We start from the raw sequence: 20481 nt of genomic DNA on the forward strand, positions 1-20481 counted from the left end.
GCCTTCGCGGAGCGTTTCGGTCGCACCGGAGTGTGCCCGGCGGAGTACAGGATTTCGGTTGTCACGCCCCCGCCGAAAGGGGTTTCAACTGTGGCCGAAAGGGCGTGGTGACAACGTGTGACGGCATGCATACTCATGGAGCGGGGGGATTGCGGTTGCACAGGTGGGGGTTCGGTGCTGCGTATCCATTTCACTGGAGTGGACCTGGCACGCGTACGGATGGCAGGGCGTCCCGATGCGTTGTGGGAAACGATTCTGAGCTTTCACCGCTTAAGGGACCGGCGCGATGCCCGGTTGTTCGGTGAATGGCGTACTGAAACCCGGAGCAGGTTGAATAGTGAAACACGCACGCTCGGTATGCTCATACCGAGTCGTGGCTATTTCCCCGATTTCTTGACCCCTGTGGAGGGGCAGTACGGGTGGGACGTGGGCCTCGACGCGCTGCGCGGGATCCGTTCCGAGCGCATGCGGCACGAGCTGCAACTGCTGGCCGCCGGTGCGCCGATGACGCCGCGGCTACGGGAGTTCATGGACGGCGGTGACAAGCAGCTGCCGCGGCTCATGGGCGAGTTGCGTGCGTACCACCGGGCCGCCGTGGAGCCGTACTGGACGCACATCCAGGCCCAGATCGAAGCCGAGCGCGCGGCGCGCGGTCGGGCGCTGCTGGACGGCGGCGCGGACGAACTGCTGGACTCGCTGCCGCCGATGCTGCGCTGGCGGGCTCCGGTGCTGGAGTGCGACTACCCGGTGGACCGTGACGTACGGCTGCGGGGGCGCGGGCTGCTGCTCCAGCCGTCCTTCTTCTGCCGGCGCACCGCGGTGACCCTGCACGATCCGGAGCTACCCCCCGTCCTCGTCTACCCGGCCGCGGCGCAGTTGGCTTCGGCGCCGGCGGGGGGCGAGGCGGCCCGGCCCGCGGAGGAGCAGCGCCAGCGCACCCTGGGCAAGCTGGTCGGGCACACCCGCTCGGTCGTGCTGCGGGCCATAGGGGACGGAGCGACCACCAGCGAGCTGGCCCGCCGGGCCGGGGTCTCGCTGGCCTCCGCGAGCCAGCACGCCTGCGTGATGCGGGAGGCGGGGCTGGTGACCACGCTGCGGCGGGGGAACGCGGTGCTGCACACCGTGACGCCGTTGGGGGCTGCGCTGCTGAAGGGCGGGGCCGTGGCCTCGTGAACGCGGCCGCGCCCCGGCGGGGGTGAACCCGTCGGGGCGCGGTCGGTCGTGCGGGTGCGGCGCCGTTGCGGGGGCGCTGCCCCCGGGCCCCCGCGCCTCAAACTCCCCCAGCTACCGCTGGGAGGTACCCCCTGGCGGGGCTGGAAGGGAGCGCCGGCGGGGCCTATACGCGGAAGGGGCCCGTCACCTCGTAGGTGATGCCGCCGGACGAGCTGCCGCTCGTACCGCGCTGGCTGGAGAAGTAGAGCCGGTTGCCGGCCGGCGAGAAGGCCGGGCCGGTGATCTCGGAGGAGGACTGGCCGGTGATCCGCAGGAAGGGCGCCACCACGTCGTCCGGGGTGATCACGCAGATCTCCATGTTGCCGCCGTCCTCGGCGACGTACAGGTCGCCGTACGAGGACCCGGTGACGTTGTCGACGCCGGTCAGCGGGGCCGCGCCGCCGGGCACGAGCGAGTCGTCGTAGGCCAGCTCGTAGGTGTTGTTCGTGAGGTTCAGCTGCCAGACCCGGTTGTCGCCCTTGGTGGTGAACCAGACGGTGTCGTTGGCGTAGTGACAGCCCTCGCCGCCGTTGAACTTCTTCGAGCCCGAGACCTGGCTGCGGGTCACGGTCGGCGAGCCGTCCGGGTCCGGGACGTTCTGCCAGGTGAAGGAGCCGGAGGTGGCGGTGCCGGCCTTCAGGACCTGGAGGGTGCCGGAGGAGAGGTTGCCCCAGGTGGTCGGGACGAAGCGGTAGAAGCAGCCGTTGGTCTCGTCCTCGGTCAGGTAGATCACCTGGCGCACCGGGTCGGCGGCGGCCGCCTCGTGCTTGAAGCGGCCCATCGCAGGACGCTGCACGGCCGCGTTCACCCCGTACGGGTCGGTCTCGTAGACGAAGCCGCGGTCGACCTCCTCGCAGGACAGCCAGGTGTTCCAGGGGGTCTTGCCGCCCGCGCAGTTCTGCCGGGTGCCGGAGAGGATCCGGTAGGCGCCGGTGACGGTGCCGGAGGAGTTGAACTTCACGGCGCTCGCGCCGCCGGAGGGGTTGATCTCCGAATTGGACACGTAGATCCAGCCCGAGCCGTCGGTGTAGCAGGCACCGCCGTCGGGGGCGCTGTGCCAGGCGTACGAGGTGCCGCTGACGGTCTGGCCCGAGCGGGCGATGACCCGGCTGGTGAAGCCGCTGGGGAGCATGATGCCGTTGGCGTCGGCCGCGCCGAGCGCCCCGTAGGGTCCGGCACCGGGCTGGGCGGGGGCGGCGTAGGCGGCCCCGTGCATCAACGTGCCGCCGAAGGCGGCGGCCGACGAACCGATCACTGCGCCGCGCAGGAAGGTACGACGTTCCACGGTCACTCCTGTGGGAGGAAGGCCCCGCGGCCGGTCGGACGCGGGGTCGCACGCGTGGAGGAACCTAGGAGGTGCCAGTTGCCGGGGCGCCAACTCCCCGTGACGCAGGAGCGACCGCCCGACGTGCATCCGCCGGCCACGGCGTGGCGCGGCGCACCGCGGGACTTTCCGCCCCGGGCGGGCTCCCGGTGGGGGAGGATGGTGCAGCAATGAACCACTTCGCCGCCGCCGACATCTCGGGCCGTGCCGACCTCGACGTCGTGCTGCGCCGCTTCTACACGGCCGCCTTCGCCGACCGGCGGATCGGGCCCTTCTTCACCGAGCTCGCGGGCACGGACCTGGAGGCCCACCTGCCCCGGATCACCGATTTCTGGGAGCGGGCCCTCTTCCGCACCGCCGAATACCGGCGCGACGTCTTCGCCCCGCACGCCGCTCTGCACGCGGTGCGCGAGCTGACCGCCGCCGACTTCGGCCGCTGGGTGCAGCTGTGGAGGGCCGCGATCGACGGACTGCACCGGGGTCCGAACACGGAGCGGGCCAAGGTACAGGGGGAGCGGATCGCGCTGACCCTCCACCAGCGCCTCGCCGGGCCCGGGGCCTCGCTGCAGGGCGAGGACGCCGCCGGCTTCATCCCGCTGGCGGCGCTGGAGCTGAGCCTCGTCTCACTGGCCTGACCTGCGATTTCTCAGGCCAGGCAAGAAGATTCGAAGAAACATCGCGGGGAGCGATGAGTTTCCCGGGGACCCGAGGTCTACCTCTCGAAAGCGCTGAGCACCGAGCAGCACGCACCGAGCACCACACACGAGAGAAGAGGGACCTCGATGTCCGCCACCATGATCTTCGTCAACCTGCCGGTCAAGGACCTGGACGCCAGCAAGGCCTTCTGGAGCAAGCTGGGCTACTCCTTCAACGCCCAGTTCACCGACGAGAACTGCGCCTCGATGGTCATCAGCGACACCATCGTCGCGATGCTCCTGACCGAGGCCCGCTACAAGGACTTCACCCACAAGGAGATCGCGGACGCCACGAAGACGTCCGAGGTGCTGCTCTGTCTGAGCGCCGAGAGCCGCACCGCGGTCGACGAGCTGGTGGACGGGGCCCTGGCGGCCGGCGCCACCGAGCCCCGGCCCGCCCAGGACCACGGCGTCATGTACGGCCGCGCCTTCGACGACCTCGACGGTCACACCTGGGAGATCATGTGGATGGACCCGTCGATGGTCCAGGGCTGACCACCCTCCTGACCACCTTCCTGACCACCTCCGACCCCACGGTCACGAGGTCACGGCGGTCCGCACCGGGTAGGTCCGGACCACCGTCTCCTCGTCGTCCAGGCAGCGCCCCGACTCCAGGTCGAAGCGCTGCTTCAGCAGCGGCGAAGCCACGAAGGGCCGGCCCCCCGCCGTCCCCACCAGCCCGCGCGAGAGCACGTGCGCCCCGGTGAAGGGGTCCTGGTTGCCGATGGCGTACGGGCGCCCCGCGCGGTCGACGAACACCGCGGCCTGGCTCCCGTCGGGCAGCAGGGCCGCCACCCCGCGCCCGGGGATGAGCGAGGAAAGCTCGCACACCGTCAGCCAGCCCTGCGCAACCTGCAGTTCCACGGTCATCGGACGGGTCCTCCTATGGTCAGGACGGCCAGGTCGGGCTTGACCTGGTCGCGCTCGGGAACGAACTTCACGGTCGGGTCGGGGGCGCCGGGCGCATTGACGAAGGACACGAACCGGCGCAGCCGCTCCGGGTCCTGGAGCGTCTCGGCCCATTCGTCGCGGTAGTGCGCCACGTGGTCGGCCATCAGGGCCTCCAGCTCCGCGCACAGTCCCAGCGAGTCGTGCACGACCACGTCCCGCAGGTGGTCCAGGCCCCCCTCCAGCCGCTCCAGCCAGGTGGAGGTCCGCTCCAGCCGGTCGGCGGTGCGGATGTAGAACATCAGGAACCGGTCGATCAGCCGGACCAGTTCCGCGTCCGACAGGTCCTGGGCCAGCAGGTCGGCGTGGCGCGGGGTGGCCCCGCCGTTGCCGCCCACGTACAGGTTCCAGCCACTCGCCGTCGCGATGACGCCGAAGTCCTTGCTCTGCGCCTCCGCGCACTCGCGGGCGCAGCCGGAGACCGCCGACTTGAGCTTGTGCGGGGCGCGCAGCCCCCGGTAGCGGAGCTCCAGGTCGATGGCCATCCGGACGCTGTCCTGGACCCCGTAGCGGCACCAGGTCTGTCCCACGCAGGACTTCACCGTGCGCAGGGCCTTCCCGTACGCGTGCCCGGACTCGAACCCGGCGTCGACGAGCCGCGCCCAGATCCGCGGGAGCTGGTCCACGCTCGCCCCGAAGAGGTCGATCCGCTGGCCGCCGGTGATCTTCGTGTAGAGCCCGAAGTCACGGGCCACCTCGCCGATCACGATCAGCTTGTCGGGGGTGATCTCACCGCCGGGGATGCGCGGGACGACCGAGTAGGAGCCGTTGCGCTGCATGTTCGCGAGGAAGTGGTCGTTGGTGTCCTGGAGGGCGGCCTGTTCCCCGTCCAGGACGTAGCCGCTCGCGCCGAGGGTCGGGGCGAGCGAGGCGATGATCGAGCCGACGGTGGGCTTGCAGACCTCGCAGCCGTCGCCGCCGCGGGCCTCCGGGCGGCCGTGGCCGTCGAGGATCTCCTCGTACGAGGTCAGCCGGCGGGTGCGGACGATCTCGTAGAGCTCGGCCCGGGTGAAGGGGAAGCAGCCGCACAGCCCCTTGTCGGTGGCGGCGGGCAGCAGTTGCCCGATCACCTTGACGCAGCTGCCGCAGCCGGTGCCCGCCTTGGTGCACTTCTTGACCTCGGCGAGGGTGTCACAGGCGGCGATGGCCTTCTTGGTGACGTTGTGGCAGGAGCAGATCACCGCGTGGTCGGGGAGCGCGGACGGCCCGAGGGCCACCGGGGCGCCGACCCCGGCGGGCAGCACCAGCTGCTCGGGGGCCACGGGCGGGACGCTTCCGGTGAGCGGGCGCAGCAGCCCGTAGGAGTCCGCGTCGCCGACCAGCACCCCGCCGAGGAGGACGCCGTCGGGGGAGACGACCAGCTTCTTGTAGACCCCGGAGCGGGAGTCGGACCAGACGACGTCGAGGCTGTCCGGGGTGGCGCCGTGGGCGTCGCCGAAGGAGGCCACGTCCACGCCGAGGAGCTTGAGCTTGGTGGAGAGGTCGGCTCCGGTGAACTCCTTCTCGCGGCCCAGCAGGTCGTCGGCGGCCGTCTCGGCCATCTCGTAGCCGGGGGCGACCAGCCCGTAGACCCGGCCGTCGACCGCGAGGGCGCACTCGCCGATGGCGTAGACGTGCGCGTCGGAGGTGCGGCAGCGGGCGTCGACCGCGATGCCGCCGCGCTCGCCGACGTCCAGTCCGCAGTCGCGGGCCAGCTGGTCGCGGGGGCGGACGCCGGCCGAGAAGACGACGAGGTCGGTGTCGACGGTGGAGCCGTCGGAGAGCCGCATTCCGCTGACGTGGCCGTCCTCGCCGGTCACCACCTCCTGGGTGCCGACGCCGGTGTGGACGGTCAGTCCCATGGATTCGATGGTGCGCAGCAGGGCCGCGCCGCCGCCCTCGTCGACCTGTACGGGCATCAGGCGCGGGGCGAACTCGACGATGCGGGTGGCCAGGCCCAGCCCCTGGAGTGCGCCGGCGGCCTCCAGGCCGAGCAGGCCGCCGCCGACGACGGCGCCGGAGCCGCGGTCCTTCGCGTACTCCTCGATCGCGAGGAGGTCCTCGATCGTGCGGTAGACGAAGCAGCCGGGGGCGTCCTTGCCCGGGACCGGCGGCACGAAGGGATAGCTGCCGGTGGCCAGCACCAGGACGTCGTACGGGAACACCTGCCCGGACCGGGAGGTGACCCTGCGGGCGGCCCGGTCGATGTGCTCGGCGGGGTCGTCGAGGTGGAGGGCGATGCCGTGCTCCTCCATGAACCCGGCGGGCGTCATGGACAGGTCCTCGGCGGTGCTGCCGGAGAAGTACGAGGTCAGGTGCACGCGGTCGTAGGCGGGCCGGGGCTCCTCGCAGAGCACGGTGATCCGGTGCGTGGCGGTGACCCCGCGCTCGGCGAGTGCCTCGAGGTAGCGCTGGCCGACCATGCCGTGCCCGATGAGCACGATCGTGGGCAGGGGCTCGGTCATGTCAGTGGCCTCCGTCGTCGGTGAGCAGGTGGAACAGGTCGTGCGGTGGTTCCTCGCCCTCCCAGGTGCGGGCGAGGGCCCCCACGGTGGAGAGCTCGCCGAGCAGGACCCCGCCGACGAGGCGGTCGCCCCGCAGGACGACCTTGCGGTAGGTGCGGCGGGTGGCGTCGGCGAGGCGGACCACGTCGTCGCCGGGCAGGGGGGTGGTCTCGCCGAAGGCGGCGAGATCGAGGGAGCGGTCCCCGTCGGTGGTGAGGGTGAGGCGGGTGAGGGCGCGGGTGCCGGTGTACTGCGCGGGCTCGCCGGTGACGTCGGTGACGCCGGTGAGGAGCGCGGCCAGGGCGTCGGCCTGCTCGAGGGCGGCGCCCGCGAGGCCGTACACCTGGCCGGCGTGTTCGGCGCAGTCGCCGATGGCGTGGATGCGGGGGTCCGTGGTGCGGAGGTGGTCGTCGACCACGATGCCGGTGCGGACGTCCAGTCCGGCGGCCCGGGCCAGGCCGGTGCGGGGGCGTACGCCGCAGGCGAGCACGACGACATCGGCGTCGAGCCGGTAGCCGTCGGCGAGCTCTACCCCGGTGACGCGCCGTTGTCCTGGTGCGGCGCCGTTGCCGGGGGCGCTGCCCCCGGAGCCCCGCGCCTCGAACGCCGGCGGGGCTGGATGCGTCGTGCTCAGGCCGCGGACCCGGCATTCCGTGTGGATCTCGACGCCGAGCGAGGTCAGGTGCGCGTGCAGCAGGGCGGAGGCGTCCGCGTCCAGCTGGCGCTCCATCAACCGCTCGCCCTGCTGGGCGAGGACCACCTGCGCCCCCCGGGCGGCCAGCGCACGGGCCGCCGAGACGCCCAGCAGGCCCCCGCCGATCACCACCGCGCGGACCCCGGGCCGCACGGCCGCCGAGAGCGCCAGGCAGTCGTCCATCGTGCGGAAGGCGTGCACCCCGTCCGGGAGGTCCCGCCCCTCGGGTTCGAACAGCCCGCGCAGCGGCGGGAGCACCGCGTTCGAACCGGTGGCCAGCACCAGCGTGTCGTACCGGGCCACCGTGCCGTCGTCGCAGTGCACGGCCCGCTCCGCGCGGTCCACGCGCACCGCCCGCACCCCGCGCCGCAGCGCCGGGCCGGGCGCCGGAAGGGCCGTCACCTCCGGTGCGTACCGGCCCGCGAGGACCTCGGCGAGCAGGACCCGGTTGTACGGCGCGTGGGTCTCCTCGCCGAGGACGGTCACGGCCGCGGCCGGGCCGAGCCGCTGCGCGAGCCGCAGGCCCGCGAGGCCGCCGCCGATCACCACCACACGCTGGTCCGAGGTCATGCCACGAGCGTGCGCGGCCGCTGTTTCCCCACGGCATCGCCCCTGTTACCCGGACGGAACGCCGACCTCAGCGCCGGGGTTAAGGGTCGGTGAGGCCTTCCTCAAGGCCGCCTTAAGCACCATCGGGGCCGCCACCTGCGCCCTTAGCGTGATCCGTATGCGGAATGCGGTGGTACGGGTGAGGGGCGGGATGCTGGGCGGTGCGGGGGTGGTGACCCTGCTCTGGGCGGCGCAGGTGCGGCCCTCGGCCCGGCCCGACGCGCTGTTCGCCACCGCCGCGCACCTGTCCGGTCTGCTCGCCGGGTACGGGGTGCTGGTGCTGCTGTTCCTGATGGCCCGGGTACCCGCCGTCGAGCACGGGGTCGGCGCCGACCGGCTCGCCCGCTGGCACGCCTTCGGCGGCCGGTACGTCCTGCTGCTCGTCTTCGGGCACGGAACCTTCGCCCTGCTCGGATACGCCGTGCACGAGGGGATCGACGTGGTCTCCGCCGCCTCGGAGCTGCTCGGTTACCCCGCGCTCGCCGCCGCCGCTGCCGGGACCGTCCTCCTGGCCGCGGTCGGCGTGACCTCCGCCCGGGCGGTACGTCGCCGGGTGCCGCACGAAACCTGGCGAGGGGTGCACCTGCTGGTCTACGTCGCCGCCGCCCTCGCCTTCGGGCACCAGCTCGCCGGCCCCGATCTGGCCGCGGCCGCCTGGTTCTGGGCGCTCGCCCACACCGTGGTCGCCGTCCTGCTGCTCTGGTACCGCGCCGTGGTTCCCGTACGGCAGGCCCTGCGGCACGCGCTGCGGGTCGCGGACGTCCGGGTCGAGGGCCCCGGGGTGGTCTCCGTCGTCGTCTACGGAGAGCACCTCGCGGAACTGCGCGCGGAGCCGGGCCAGTTCCTGCGCTGGCGGTTCCTCCAGCGGCGACTGTGGCACACGGCCCTGCCGTTCTCGCTGTCCGCGCCCGTCCGCGGCAACGCCCTGCGGATCACCGTGAAGGGGCTCGGCGGCCACTCCCGCCGGATCCGCCGGCTGCGCCCCGGGACGCGGGTGCTGGCCACCGGGCCGTTCGGCGCGCTCACCGCCGCCCGGCGGACCCGGCCCAAGGTGCTGCTGATCGCGGGCGGGGTCGGGATCACCCCGATGCGGGCCCTGTTCGAGACGCTGCCCGGGGGCCCCGGGGACATCACCCTGCTCTACCGGGCCGGGACCGAGGAGCACCTGGTCCTGCGGGCCGAGCTGGAGGCCATCGCCGCCGAGCGGCAGGCCGGTCTGCACTACCTGCTCGGGCCGTCCGGCGCGGCCTACGACCCGCTGGCCCCGCAGGCGCTGGCCGCGCTGGTGCCCGACCTGGCCGAGCACGACGTGTACCTGTGCGGGCCGCCGGGGATGGCCGGGGCGACCCGGGCCGCGCTGCTGCGGGCCGGGGTGCCGGCCGGCCGCATCCATTCGGAGTGCTTCAGCTTCTGAGCCGCGCGCCCACTGCCCGCGATCCCCGCGATCCCCGCGATGCCGGGCCACCCCCGCGTTCCCTGCGTTTCCCGCGATCCCTGCGTTCCCGCGTTCTCCGAGGAGTCACCGCCCCATGCGTCACCCGCTGCACGTCGCCCTCTCCGTACCCGTCGGCGCCGAGGCTCCCGCGGCGGCGGCCGCGGCCCGGCACCGCAAGCCGCGGCGTCCCTCGCCGGTGCGGGCCGCACTGGCCGCGCTGGCTTGCGTACCGCCCGCGCAGCAGCTGGCGGCGGGGCTGGGGGCGGTCAGCGTGCTGGCCGCGACCGTGCTGACGGCGGCCGTGGACCCGGCGGCTCCGGTGGCCCCGGACCGGGTCCCGGCTCGGCAAAGCTCAACCTTTGCGCAAGTTTCAGGGAATTGAATGGTCACTGCACCGACAGCTCCATAGGGTCAGTTCGTGCCTGACATATCAACGACCATGATCATCGTCCTGTGCGTGGCCGCGGCTGCGGCCGGCTGGATCGATGCGGTGGTGGGCGGCGGCGGCCTGCTGCTCCTGCCCGCGCTTCTCCTCGGCCTGCCGAACGCCCACCCCGCCACCGTCCTCGGTACCAACAAGGCCGTGGCCATCGTCGGCACCGCGGGGGCGGCCGTGACGTACGCCCGCAAGGCCCCGGTGAACGTGAAGCTGGCCGTCCGCATCGGCCTGGCCGCGCTCGCCGGCTCGATGGGCGGAGCCGCGCTCGCCGGCGGCATCAGCAAGGACGCCCTCCGCCCGTTGATCATGGTGGTCCTCGTGATCGTCGCGGGCGTCGTGATCTTCAAGCCGGGCTTCGGCACCGCCCCCTCGACCGCGCCCGTCAGCCGGCAACGGGTGCTGCTCGCCATCGGACTCGCGGGCCTGGGCATCGGCTTCTACGACGGCCTCATCGGGCCCGGCACCGGCACCTTCCTGGTGCTCGCGCTCACGGCACTGCTCCACCTCGACCTGGTCACCGCCTCCGCCACCGCCAAGATCGTGAACTGTTGCACCAACGCCGGGGCGCTCGCGATGTTCGCCTACCAGGGCATGGTGCTGTGGCAGCTGGCCGCACTCATGGCGGTGTTCAACCTGGCCGGCGGCATGATCGGCGCCGGTATGGCGCTCAAGAAGGGCAGCGGCTTCGTCCGCGGCGTGCTGCTGACGGTCGTGGGCGCGCTGGTGCTCAAGCTCGGCTTCGAGCAGTGGGGCTAGACGCCCCGGGGGCCGCTAGTACGTCCCGGTGAGGTGCGCGAAGACGACCACGTTGCCGCGGTAGCCCGTGCGCGGCGAGAAGCCGCCGCCGCAGGTGATCACCCGTAGCTCGGCGCGCGCCGAAGGCCCGTACACGCGGGTGTCGGGGAAGGCCTTGGCGTCGTAGACCTCGACCGCGTGCACCGTGAACACCGCCGTACGGCCGTCCGCGCGCGGGATCTCGATGGAGGCCCCGCGGCGCAGCGCGCCCAGGTGGTAGAAGACCCCCGGCCCGGCGGCGTCGTCCACGTGCCCGGCGATGACCGCGGTGCCGGTGGCGCCCGGGGTGGTGCCGTCGCGGTACCAGCCGGCCAGGTCGCGCCGGTCCGGCGGCGGCACTTCGAGGCTGCCGCGCGGATCCAGGCCGAGCCCGGTCAACGGGGCGTCGACCCGGATGGAGGGGATCCGGATCCGGGCCGGCGGGGAACCGGGGAGCGGGGCGATCCCGGGGCCCACCACGCCGGCTGCGTTCAGCGACTCGGCGGGGGAGGGCAGCGGCGGTCCGACGGGCTCACGCGAACCGCTGGTCACGAGCCAGATGCCGACACAGGCGGCGAGCGCGACGAGTCCGCCGTGGCGGGCGGTGGGGGTGCGGGGGAACCGGTTCCGCGCGCCACCGAAATCGCCACCCATGCGTACCCCCTCGGCTTCCGTTTCGGGGTGACTGGCCGTCGCCCGGCCCCGCGAACGGGGGGACCTCGCGGGGCGGGCGACGGGGGACGGTACCGGTCGGACCGCGGCCGGAGCCGCGGTGGGCGTCCGTCAGCTCCGCGTGCCGCTCGCCCGGCGACGCAGGAGCCAGGTACCGCCGACGGCGGCAGCGGCCAGAACGGCCGCCCCCGCCGCGATCTTGGCGGGGTCGGTGGTGGTGGTCGTGCCACCGCCCACCCCGGTGTTGACGTGGCCCTGCGGGCCGCGCTCGGTGACGATCAGGTTGCCGGTGGCGAACTTGCCGTTCGCGCAGGTCGCGCCGATGGCGTAGGTGCCGCCGCGGGTGCCGTGGGCGATCTGGAACTGTCCCACGACCACCTCCTTGTGGGTGCCCGGGACCAGCTTGAACCGGCCGCCGCCCACGGTGGTGGCATCGCCGTCCGCGTGGCTGCCACTGCCGCAGGCGGTGGTGTTCACGGTGACGGTGGCCCCGGGGGCGGCCGACTTGGGCCACACCTCCAGCGGCGCGAAGTCCCCGGGTGCGAAGCCCACCACGCCGAGTTCCGCGGCGGCGACCGCGCCGGCGACCGGACCCGTGAACGCGGCGGCGGTCAGCGCGGTCGCGGTCAACAGGTGTGCGGTACGTCGGCGCATGGGGACTCTCCTGGAGACACGGGGTCGTGCTTCCGAGGAAACCCGGCCCGCCCGCCGCACGCCTGCTGATGTTCCGTCAGGTATGCCTGTTCGGGACCCGACCGGGGGTCGTCCTCGCAGGTCAACACGTGTACCGCGGCCATCGGAGCACCCCGCGCCGTCCGGGTGACTCCGGCGGTGCGTACGGTGGTGGGGCGCGGAGGGGCCGGGACCTTCGGCCCGGCCCGCGCACTGCCGCGCCATTGCTGAGGGAGGGCCCCGTGACATCGGTCGAACGGCTACCGGACCCGAGCGATCCGCTCCCGTTCTTCGTCTACGGGACCCTGCGCCCGGGCGAGGTCAACCACGACCTCTTCCTGCGCGGCCGCACGGCCTCGGAGGAGCCGGCCGTCCTCCCGGACGCGGCGCTCTACGACGGCCCCGGATATCCGTACGCGGTCCACCGTCCCGGCACGGCGGTCGTCGGCGAGCTGATCACGGCGGCGCCGGGCGCCTACGGGAAGCTGCTGGCCGCGCTGGACCAGCTGGAGGAGTACGGGGGCCCGGGCCGCCCGGGGAACGTCTACGACCGGATGGCCCGCCCGGCCCTGCGCCCCGACGGCACCACGGTCCGCGCCTGGGTCTACCTGGCGGCCCCGCTGATCGCCCGCGACCTGCGGGAATCGGGCACCGAGATCCCCGGCGGCGACTGGTTCGCGCGCCGCTGACCCGCGGCTACAGGCCCTCGGCGCCGCGGTTGCGCAGCCGCTGGCCGTACTGCTGGAGCACCCACAGCTCCTCCTGGACGGCCGCGAGTTGTTCCGGCGGAGCCTGCGGGCCCAGCCGCGACAGCGTGCCCTGGATCTCGTGGACCCGGCGGTCGACGGCGCGCAGCCGCACCTGGACCAGCTGGACCCCCGCGTACATCTCGTCCACCGTCTTCGCGTGGATGGCCTCGACCGCCAGCTCCGTGACGAGCGCGCGCACGGTGTCGTTCGGGGCGGCCTCGCGGACGCGGGCCAGGTAGTCCTCCGTGCCGAGCGAGGCGCCGCCCGCGTCCAGGATCGCCTGGCGCACGGCCGCGTAGGGCGGGGCGGTGAACTCGTCCATCCCGTACGCGTCGAAGGCCGGGGAGACCAGGGCGGGCCGCTGGAGGGCGAGCTTCAGCAGCTCGCGTTCGGTGCGGTGGGCCGGGCTGCGCAGGTTCAGCGCGGGGCCCCCGGCCGGCTGGGCCGCGGGCGCGGGGACGTCCTCGTAGGACGGGCGGCCCCGCTGCGGCTTCCCGCCGGGCCGGCCGCCCTGCGGTCCGTCGCCCTGGCCGCGCTCGCGGGCCCAGCGCGCCAGCTGTGCGACCCGCTTGACCACGAACTGCTCGTCGCGGATGCCCAGCATGCCCGCCAGCTGGACCGCCGACTCGTGCTGGATCGCGATGTTCTTGATGTTGGCGACGACGGGCGCGGCCTCGTCCAGGGCGGCCGCCCGGCCCGCCGGGTTCTCCAGGTTGTGCCGGGCGACGATGTGCCGCAGTGCGAACTCGAACAGCGGCGTGCGGGCCTCCACCAAGCCGGCCACGGCCGCGTCGCCCTGCGCGAGGCGCAGGTCGCAGGGGTCCATGCCGCCGGGGGCGATGGTGATCGAGGTCTCCGCGGCGAACTTCTGGTCGTCCTCGAAGGCCCGCAGGGCGGCCTTCTGGCCCGCCGCGTCGCCGTCGAAGGTGAAGATCACCTCGGCGGTGGCGTTGTCCATCAGCAGCCGGCGCAGGATCTTGATGTGGTCCCCGCCGAAGGCGGTGCCACAGGTCGCGATCGCGGTGGTGACCCCGGCCATGTGGCAGGCCATCACGTCCGTGTAGCCCTCGACGACCACGGCCCGGGAGGTCTTCGCGATCTCCTTCTTCGCCAGGTCGATGCCGTACAGCACCTGGGACTTCTTGTAGATCGCGGTCTCGGGGGTGTTCAGGTACTTCGGGCCGTTGTCGTCGTCGCGCAGCTTGCGCGCGCCGAAGCCGACCACCTCGCCGCTGATGTCGCGGATCGGCCACATCAGCCGGCCGCGGAAGCGGTCGATCGGCTTGCCGCTGCGGCTGTCCTGGGCGAGCCCGGAGGTGATCAGCTCCTTGTCGCTGAAGCCCTTGCCGCGCAGGAAGCGGGTCAGGTGGTCCCACCCGGCCGGGCTGTAGCCCACGCTGAAGTGCGCGGCCGCGGCCTGGTCGAAGCCGCGCTCCGCCAGGAACTTGCGGCCGATCTCGGCCTCGGGGCTGCCCAGCTGGTCGACGTAGAACTGGGCGGCGGCCTTGTGCGCCTCGACCAGCCGGATGCGGTCACCGCGGCCGCTGGTGCCCGCGGTGTAGCCGCCCTCCTCGTACCGCAGGGTGATGCCGGCCAGGCCGGCCAGGCGCTCGACCGCCTCCGAGAAGGAGAGGTGGTCGATCTTCATGACGAAGTCGAGGGTGTCCCCGCCCGCCTGGCAGCCGAAGCAGTGGTAGAGCCCCTTGCTGGGGCTGACCTGGAAGGAAGGGGACTTCTCGTCGTGGAAGGGGCACAGGCCCTTGAGGTTGCCGCCGCCCGCGTTGCGCAGCTGGAGGTACTCGGAGACCACGGCGTCGATCGGGACCGCGTCCCGTACCGCCTTCACGTCGTCGTCGTTGATCCGTCCTGCCACCCGTGAAGTCTACGGCCGGGCGCCGGCAATTCGGTCAGGCCCCCTCGGCCCGCACCAGGGAGTCAAGCGGAATGGATGGGTCCGCCAGCGCCTCGCGGTTGACCGGGGTCTTCGACCTGATCAGGGCCTGGATGTGCTCGGTGACGTCCCACACGTTCACGTTCATCCCGGCCAGGACCCGCCCCTGCGACAGCCAGAAGGCGATGAACTCCCGCTTGCCCGCGTCCCCGCGGATCAGCACCTGGTCGTAGCCGCCGGCCGGCGCGTACCCCGAGTACTCCAGGCCCACGTCGTACTGGTCCGAGAAGAAGTACGGCACCCGGTCGTAGCCGACCTCCTGGCCCAGCATGGCCCGTGCGGCGGCCGGCCCGCCGTTCAGCGCGTTGGCCCAGTGCTCCACCCGCAGCCGGGTCCCGAGCACCGGGTGGTGGGCGGCGGCCACGTCCCCGACCGCGTAGACGTCCGGGTCGGAGGTGCGCAGGGAGGAGTCAACCGCGATCCCGCCGCCGTGCTCCCGGTCGACCAGGGCCAGCCCGGCGGTCTCGGCGAGCGCGGTCCGCGGGGCGGCCCCGATCGCGGAGAGCACCGCGTGCGCCGGGTGCTCCTCCCCGTCGTCGGTACGGGCGGCCAGCACCATGCCGTCGTGGCCCACGATCTCGGTCAGCCGCGCCCCGAAGTGGAACCGCACCCCGTGATCGGAGTGCAGGTCCGCGAAGAGCCGGCCGATCTCCGGGCCGAGCACCGCGTGCAGCGGCGTGGCCTCCGGCTCGACGACGGTGACCTCGGCGCCGTAGCCGCGGGCCGCGGCGGCCACCTCCAGCCCGATCCACCCGGCGCCCGCGATGAGCAGGTGCCCGTTGTCCCGGCCGAGCCCGGCCAGTACGCCCTTCAGTCGTTCGGCGTGCGCGAGGCGCCGCAGGTGGTGCACCCCGGCCAGGCCGGTGCCGGGGACGTCCAGGCGGCGCGGCTCGGCGCCGGTGGCCAGCAGCAGCTTGTCGTAGAACAGGACGGTGCCGTCGCCGAGGACCACCTTCTTGGCGTCCCGGTCGAGGTGGACGGCGGGCTGCCCGAGGTGCAGCTCGATGTCGGAGGCCGCGTACCAGGACGGCTCGTGGACGAAGACGCTCTCCCGGTCGTCCTTGCCGGTCAGGTAGCCCTTGGACAGCGGGGGGCGTTCGTAGGGGTGGTCGCGCTCGTCGCCGATCAGGATCACCCGCCCCGTGAACCCCTCGGACCTCAGCGTTTCGGCCGCCTTCGCCCCGGCGAGCCCCGCGCCGACGATGACGAACGTCCGGTGTGCGTCGACCACCTGATGCCTCCTCATAACCTCTCCGCCACATGCGAGCACATGCGAGCGTCCCGCACCGAGCCTGCCGCGTGAAGGGGGAGTGGCTCGATCAGCTCACCTTTCGGCGCGTCGGCCGCGCCGGGTGAGGCGTGCGTGAAGGGAACGGGCGGATGCGTCGGTGAGGCACGCGATCTGGTCGATGACCGCCCTCTTCCTGGCCTTGTCGTCCGGGGCCGCGTCGAAGATCGCCCGGAACTGCGGGTCCAGCCCCTCGGGGGCGCGGGCGCTCAGCGCCTCCGCGAGTTCGGCCAGGACGATGCGCTGGTCGGCGCGGATCCGTTCCTGCTCGTCGCGCTGCATCACGTAGAGGTCGGCGACCGCCTTGAGGACCGCGCACTCGTTGCGCGCCTCGCGCGGGATCACCAGTTCGGCACCGTACCGGGTGAGGCGGCCGGAGCCGTACGCCTCACGGGTGGCTCCTTCGGCCGCCAGGCAGAACCGGCCGATCAGCTGGCTCGTCGCGTCCTTCAGCCGGGACTGGGCGACGGCCGAACCGTCGTACCCGTGCGGCCACCACTCCTGTTCCATCAGCCGGTCGAGGGCGGCCCGCAGCTCCTCGGGCGCGGTGTCGGCGGGGACGTACCGACCGATGGCCACCTGCCAGATCGCCGTGCGCTCGGGTTCGGCGTAGAGCATGTTGGGGTCGAGGTGGCCGGCGTGCAGGCCGTCCTCGAAGTCGTGGACCGAGTACGCGACGTCGTCCGCCCAGTCCATGACCTGGGCCTCGAAGCACTTGCGGTCCGCGGGTGCGCCGCGGCGCAGCCAGGCGAAGACCGGCAGGTCGTCCTCGTACGCGCCGAACTTCACCGAGTCGGGGTCGGTGGGGTGGTCCCCGCGCGCCCACGGGTACTTGGTGGCGGCGTCCAGGCAGGCCCGGGTGAGGTTGAGGCCGACGCTGACGAGCTCCCCGCTCGTCGGATCGGGCACGAACCGCTTGGGCTCCAGGCGGGTCAGCAGGCGCAGCGACTGGGCGTTGCCCTCGAAGCCGCCGCAGTCCTTGGCGAACTCGTTGAGCGCCTCCTCGCCGTTGTGGCCGAAGGGCGGGTGGCCCAGGTCGTGGGAGAGGCAGGCGGCTTCGACGAGGTCGGGGTCGCAGCCGAGCGCGGCGCCGAGCTCTCGTCCGACCTGGGCGCACTCCAGCGAGTGGGTCAGGCGGGTGCGGGGGCTCGCGTCCCAGTCGTAGGAGCGGCTGCCGGGGGTGACGACCTGGGTCTTCCCGGCGAGGCGGCGCAGCGCGGCCGAGTGCAGTACGCGGGCGCGGTCGCGCTGGAAGGCGGTCCGGCCGGGCCGTTTGTCGGGCTCGGCGGCCCAGCGTTCGGTGTCGGCCGTGTCGTAGCGGCCGCAGTGGTCGTCGGTGAGGGCGTGCGTGGTGCCTTCCATGGAGAGACGGTAACCGGAACAACTGACAAACCGGGATCAGGCGGAGACGAGTTCCGGCCGCACCGGGTCGACACCCCCTACGGGCAGTGCGCGGGCCTCGTCGTACCGGTGCAGCAGCAGCCGGGCCAGCGCCGGGTGATCGCCCAGCGGGGCGGCGGCTGGGCCGGGCGCGGCCGCGGCGGCCTGGGTGGCGAACCGGCCGGGTGCGGCGAAGTACGAGGCCACGGCGATCCGGTGGTGACCGCGGGCGGCGAGGGCCCGGACCGCCTCGGGCGCGCTCGGCGCGGCGGCGGAGGCGTAGGCGGGGGTCACCGGGACGCCGCCGAGGCGTTCGCGGAGCAGGGCGGCGGTGCGGCGGGTGTCGGCCGCCGAGTCGGGGTCGCGGGAACCGGCGGCGGCCAGCACGACGGCCGAACCGGGGGTCGGGGTCCAGCCGGTCTCCAGGAGCCGCTCGTACAGGGCCTCGACGAGCAGCGGGTGCGGGCCCAGCGGGGCGGCGACGCGGGTGAGCAGGTGGCCGGCCCGGGCGGCGGCCGCGGGGAGGTCGCGCTTGACGTGGTACCCGCGGCCGAGCAGCAGCGGGACGAGCACGGCCGAGCCGGACAGCCCGTCGAGGGTGTCGTCGAGCAGCGGCTCGTTCAGCTCGACGTGGCCGAGCCGGACGTCGAGCCGGGGGCGGAGTTCGCGGACCCGTTCGAGGAGGGCGAGGGCGGTGTGCAGGGCGCGCGGGTCACGACTGCCGTGGGCCACGGCGACGAGGGTGGGCTGCATGGGCGGACTCCGGGTCGGCGCAGGCCGCTGAGCTGGGTGCCCAGCTGGAGGGTGATGTGGCCGAGCAGCTCGGCCGTGCTGTCGAAGGGGAGGGCGGGAAACTCGGGAGGGTGCACCGACTCCGTCATGAACCGATCCTCCGCGCCGGAGGTTGCCGGTGCGTTGCGCGGGGATGACGGGTCTTTGCCGTGTGCTCACAGGGCGGCCGGCGCGGCTGTTCGGAGCCGGCCCGGCCGGCGGCGTACCTGCCGGAGGTCGGGGTCCGGGCGAACCGCGCGGCCCCGGTACGCGTCCTGACCAGCGGACGAGCAGCCGAGACACCAGGGGATGGATGATGCGCCGACCGCGCCTGCCGAGAGTCGAGTGGAGCCGGGCGGTGGCGGCGCTGCGCAGCGTACGGGCCCGGCGGCGGGCGGTGCAGGCCGTCATGGCGGGCTGCGTGCTGGCGCTGCTGCCCTCGGCCTGGATGCACGCGGTGGCCGCCGACCGGCTGCGGACCACGGCCGACGCGCCCTCCGCCGAGGTGGCCGTGGTCTTCGGCGCGGGCCTGCTGGGGAGCCGGCCCACGCCCTACCTGGCCGACCGGCTCGACGCCGCCGCCGAGCTGTACCGCACCGGCAAGGTCAAGGTCGTCCTCGTCACCGGGGACAACGGCCGGCACGACTACGACGAGCCCGACGCGATGCGCAGGTACCTCACCGCGCACGGCGTGCCGGACGGGCGGATCGTCAGTGACTACGCGGGCTTCGACACCTGGGACTCCTGCGTGCGGGCCAAGGAGATCTTCGGCGTGGAGCGGGCCGTGCTGGTCACCCAGGGCTTCCACATCCGCCGGGCCGTCGCGCTGTGCCAGGCGGCGGGCCTGGAGTCGTACGGCGTCGGGGTCGCCGACGTGCACGACGCCACCTGGTACTACGGCGAGACCCGTGAGGTCTTCGCGGCGGGCAAGGCCGCGCTGGACGCCGCCTTCAAGCCCGCACCGCGCTTCTTGGGGCCGAAGGAGGAGGGGGTGTCGCGGGCCCTGGCCGCTCTGGCAGACTGACGACCCCGCGCATATGCCGATTAGTCATATGCCGGTCAGTCGCTACGAGAGCATCAGGAGTGTGGAACCGTGGCCGGTGTGGATCTGAGCGGCAAGGTCGTCGTCATCACCGGTGGAGCCCGGGGCCTCGGCGCCGCGGCCGCGCAGGCCGTCGTGGACGGCGGCGGCCGGGTGCTGATCACCGACGTGCTGGAGGCGGAGGGCGCCGAGACGGCCGCGAAGCTCGGCGGCGCGGCGCGATTCCTGCGGCACGACGTGACCAGCGAGGCCGACTGGCGGGCGGCACTGGACCACGCGGTCGCCGAGTTTGGCCGCATCGACGGCCTCGTGAACAACGCGGGCATCTCCACCGGCCAGTTCCTGGAGCACGAGAGCGTCGAGCACTTCCGCCAGGTCATCGAGATCAACCTGGTCGGCGTGTTCATCGGCATCAAGACGGCGATCCCGCTGCTGCGCGCGAACGGCGGCGGGTCCATCGTCAACATCTCCTCCGCCGCCGGCCTGACCGGCCTCGCACTCACCGCCGGGTACGGGGCCTCCAAGTGGGGCGTGCGCGGCCTGTCGAAGATCGGCGCGGTGGAACTCGCCGAGGCGGGGATCCGCGTCAACTCCGTCCATCCCGGCATGACCCTGACCCCGATGACCGCCCCGATCGGCATCCGGGCGGGCGAGGGCAACTACCCCGGCGCCCCGCTCGGCCGCGTCGGCGTCCCCGAGGAGATCGCGGCCGCGATCGCCTTCCTGCTCTCCGACGCCGCCGGCTACATGACGGGCGCCGAACTCGCCGTCGACGGCGGCTGGACCGCGGGCCTGACGGTGAAGTACCTGACGGGCCAGTGACCCGCCCCGCGCCCCCGGCGGGACGGCCACGAATTCGCGTGCCGTCGGAGGGGCGCCGGACTACGGTCTGCCCGTGGATCAGGACGCCGTGGATCAGGACGCCGTGGAACGGGACGCCGTGGATCAGGACGGCCCCCTCGTGCGCGACGTCTTCCCCGACCTGACGGCGCAGCTCATGCGGCTGCTGGAGGCGGAAGGCGAGCACTGGCTCGCCGTCTGCGCCTACGACCTCCGCCTCCTGGAGGAGTGCGACTGCCGCAACGACTTCTGCCAGAGCTTCCGCACCCACCGGCATCCGCCCGGCACGCCGTACGGTCCCGGCCACCGCACGGTCCCCCTCGACCCGGGCAACGGGTTCCTGAACCTGGACGTCGTCGACGGCCGGATCGTGTACGTCGAGCTCGTCGACCGTCCCCCGCTGCGCCGGGCCTCACCGCAGCCGCCCGGCGGCGCTGAGGCGGAGCACCCGGACTCGTAACGCGCAGTGGCGGCCGGCGTAACACCGGCGACCCACGCTGGAC

General features: G+C 73.3%; 19 protein-coding genes and 1 pseudogene. 10 read left to right on the forward strand and 10 right to left on the reverse strand.

What is annotated here, in order from left to right:
• The first annotated feature begins 174 nt into the window (after positions 1 to 174).
• Positions 175 to 1173 (forward strand): ArsR/SmtB family transcription factor, encoded by a 999-nt coding sequence (locus tag OG386_RS28860; RefSeq protein ID WP_327385480.1) that lies wholly within the window; start codon positions 175 to 177, stop codon positions 1171 to 1173.
• 163 nt (positions 1174 to 1336) lie between these two features.
• Here the strand turns inward: OG386_RS28860 and OG386_RS28865 are convergent, their stop codons facing one another.
• Positions 1337 to 2497: an alkaline phosphatase PhoX gene (locus OG386_RS28865; RefSeq protein ID WP_328790521.1), complete on the reverse strand. Its 1161-nt coding sequence runs from the start codon at positions 2495 to 2497 to the stop codon at positions 1337 to 1339.
• A gap of 209 nt (positions 2498 to 2706) precedes the next feature.
• Between OG386_RS28865 and OG386_RS28870 the strand changes: the two genes are divergently transcribed.
• Positions 2707 to 3171 carry a group III truncated hemoglobin gene (locus tag OG386_RS28870; protein ID WP_328790522.1) on the forward strand — a complete coding sequence of 155 codons (465 nt, stop codon included), beginning with the start codon at positions 2707 to 2709 and terminating at the stop codon, positions 3169 to 3171.
• A gap of 147 nt (positions 3172 to 3318) precedes the next feature.
• A complete protein-coding gene (locus OG386_RS28875; protein ID WP_030010766.1) occupies positions 3319 to 3726 on the forward strand; it encodes a VOC family protein in 408 nt (135 codons plus the stop codon).
• A 42-nt stretch (positions 3727 to 3768) separates the two neighbouring features.
• Here OG386_RS28875 and nirD read toward each other — a convergent pair whose 3' ends face one another.
• From nirD to OG386_RS28890, 3 genes are read right to left on the reverse strand one after another with little or no spacing between them, the layout of a single operon-like run.
• Positions 3769 to 4101, reverse strand: a complete 333-nt coding sequence (nirD, locus tag OG386_RS28880; RefSeq protein ID WP_327385484.1) for a nitrite reductase small subunit NirD — start codon at positions 4099 to 4101, stop codon at positions 3769 to 3771.
• Positions 4098 to 6623 carry a nitrite reductase large subunit NirB gene (nirB, locus tag OG386_RS28885; RefSeq protein WP_328790523.1) on the reverse strand — a complete coding sequence of 842 codons (2526 nt, stop codon included), beginning with the start codon at positions 6621 to 6623 and terminating at the stop codon, positions 4098 to 4100. Before nirB ends, nirD begins: the two co-directional genes overlap by 4 nt.
• A 1-nt stretch (position 6624) precedes the next feature.
• Positions 6625 to 7926 carry an NAD(P)/FAD-dependent oxidoreductase gene (locus OG386_RS28890; RefSeq protein WP_328790524.1) on the reverse strand — a complete coding sequence of 434 codons (1302 nt, stop codon included), beginning with the start codon at positions 7924 to 7926 and terminating at the stop codon, positions 6625 to 6627.
• Between the two features lie 157 nt (positions 7927 to 8083).
• On the opposite strand from OG386_RS28890, the gene OG386_RS28895 reads away from it, so the two are divergent.
• From OG386_RS28895 to OG386_RS28905, 3 genes are all read left to right on the forward strand, one after another.
• Positions 8084 to 9379 (forward strand): ferredoxin reductase family protein, encoded by a 1296-nt coding sequence (locus OG386_RS28895; protein ID WP_328790525.1) that lies wholly within the window; start codon positions 8084 to 8086, stop codon positions 9377 to 9379.
• Between the two features lie 115 nt (positions 9380 to 9494).
• The gene (locus tag OG386_RS28900) at positions 9495 to 9782 is read left to right on the forward strand and encodes a hypothetical protein (protein ID WP_328790526.1); all 288 of its coding nucleotides are present in this window, start codon (positions 9495 to 9497) and stop codon (positions 9780 to 9782) included.
• 36 nt (positions 9783 to 9818) lie between these two features.
• Positions 9819 to 10595, forward strand: coding sequence for a sulfite exporter TauE/SafE family protein (locus OG386_RS28905; protein ID WP_030012032.1), 777 nt, complete (start codon positions 9819 to 9821; stop codon positions 10593 to 10595).
• 15 nt (positions 10596 to 10610) lie between these two features.
• On the opposite strand, the gene OG386_RS28910 is transcribed toward OG386_RS28905, so the two are convergent.
• Entirely contained in the window at positions 10611 to 11267 is a 657-nt protein-coding gene (locus OG386_RS28910) for a class F sortase (protein ID WP_328790527.1), read from the reverse strand.
• A gap of 129 nt (positions 11268 to 11396) precedes the next feature.
• A complete protein-coding gene (locus OG386_RS28915) occupies positions 11397 to 11939 on the reverse strand; it encodes a hypothetical protein (protein WP_328790528.1) in 543 nt (180 codons plus the stop codon).
• A 260-nt stretch (positions 11940 to 12199) separates the two neighbouring features.
• Between OG386_RS28915 and OG386_RS28920 the strand changes: the two genes are divergently transcribed.
• The gene (locus OG386_RS28920; protein WP_328790529.1) at positions 12200 to 12646 is read left to right on the forward strand and encodes a gamma-glutamylcyclotransferase family protein; all 447 of its coding nucleotides are present in this window, start codon (positions 12200 to 12202) and stop codon (positions 12644 to 12646) included.
• Between the two features lie 7 nt (positions 12647 to 12653).
• Here OG386_RS28920 and dnaG read toward each other — a convergent pair whose 3' ends face one another.
• The 4 genes and pseudogenes from dnaG to OG386_RS28940 all read right to left on the reverse strand — a co-directional run bounded on the left by dnaG (position 12654) and on the right by OG386_RS28940 (position 18206).
• The gene (gene dnaG, locus OG386_RS28925; protein WP_328790530.1) at positions 12654 to 14579 is read right to left on the reverse strand and encodes a DNA primase; all 1926 of its coding nucleotides are present in this window, start codon (positions 14577 to 14579) and stop codon (positions 12654 to 12656) included.
• A 34-nt stretch (positions 14580 to 14613) separates the two neighbouring features.
• Positions 14614 to 15888: an NAD(P)/FAD-dependent oxidoreductase gene (locus tag OG386_RS28930; RefSeq protein WP_328790531.1), complete on the reverse strand. Its 1275-nt coding sequence runs from the start codon at positions 15886 to 15888 to the stop codon at positions 14614 to 14616.
• A 93-nt stretch (positions 15889 to 15981) separates the two neighbouring features.
• Entirely contained in the window at positions 15982 to 17307 is a 1326-nt protein-coding gene (locus tag OG386_RS28935; RefSeq protein WP_328790532.1) for a deoxyguanosinetriphosphate triphosphohydrolase, read from the reverse strand.
• Between the two features lie 36 nt (positions 17308 to 17343).
• Positions 17344 to 18206 (reverse strand): annotated as a pseudogene (locus OG386_RS28940) (sirohydrochlorin chelatase).
• A gap of 206 nt (positions 18207 to 18412) precedes the next feature.
• Here OG386_RS28940 and OG386_RS28945 point away from each other — a divergent pair.
• From OG386_RS28945 to OG386_RS28955, 3 genes are all read left to right on the forward strand, one after another.
• Positions 18413 to 19120 (forward strand): SanA/YdcF family protein, encoded by a 708-nt coding sequence (locus tag OG386_RS28945; RefSeq protein ID WP_405790711.1) that lies wholly within the window; start codon positions 18413 to 18415, stop codon positions 19118 to 19120.
• A 69-nt stretch (positions 19121 to 19189) separates the two neighbouring features.
• A complete protein-coding gene (locus tag OG386_RS28950; protein WP_328790535.1) occupies positions 19190 to 19960 on the forward strand; it encodes a glucose 1-dehydrogenase in 771 nt (256 codons plus the stop codon).
• Positions 19961 to 20033: 73 nt separating this feature from the next.
• Complete coding sequence (locus tag OG386_RS28955) at positions 20034 to 20438, forward strand: hypothetical protein (RefSeq protein ID WP_328790536.1); 405 nt, start codon at positions 20034 to 20036, stop codon at positions 20436 to 20438.
• Positions 20439 to 20481 lie beyond the last annotated feature (43 nt).

Origin of the sequence: Streptomyces sp. NBC_00273 (assembly GCF_036178145.1) — a bacterium.
In the GTDB taxonomy this organism is placed as follows: Bacteria; Actinomycetota; Actinomycetes; order Streptomycetales; family Streptomycetaceae; genus Streptomyces.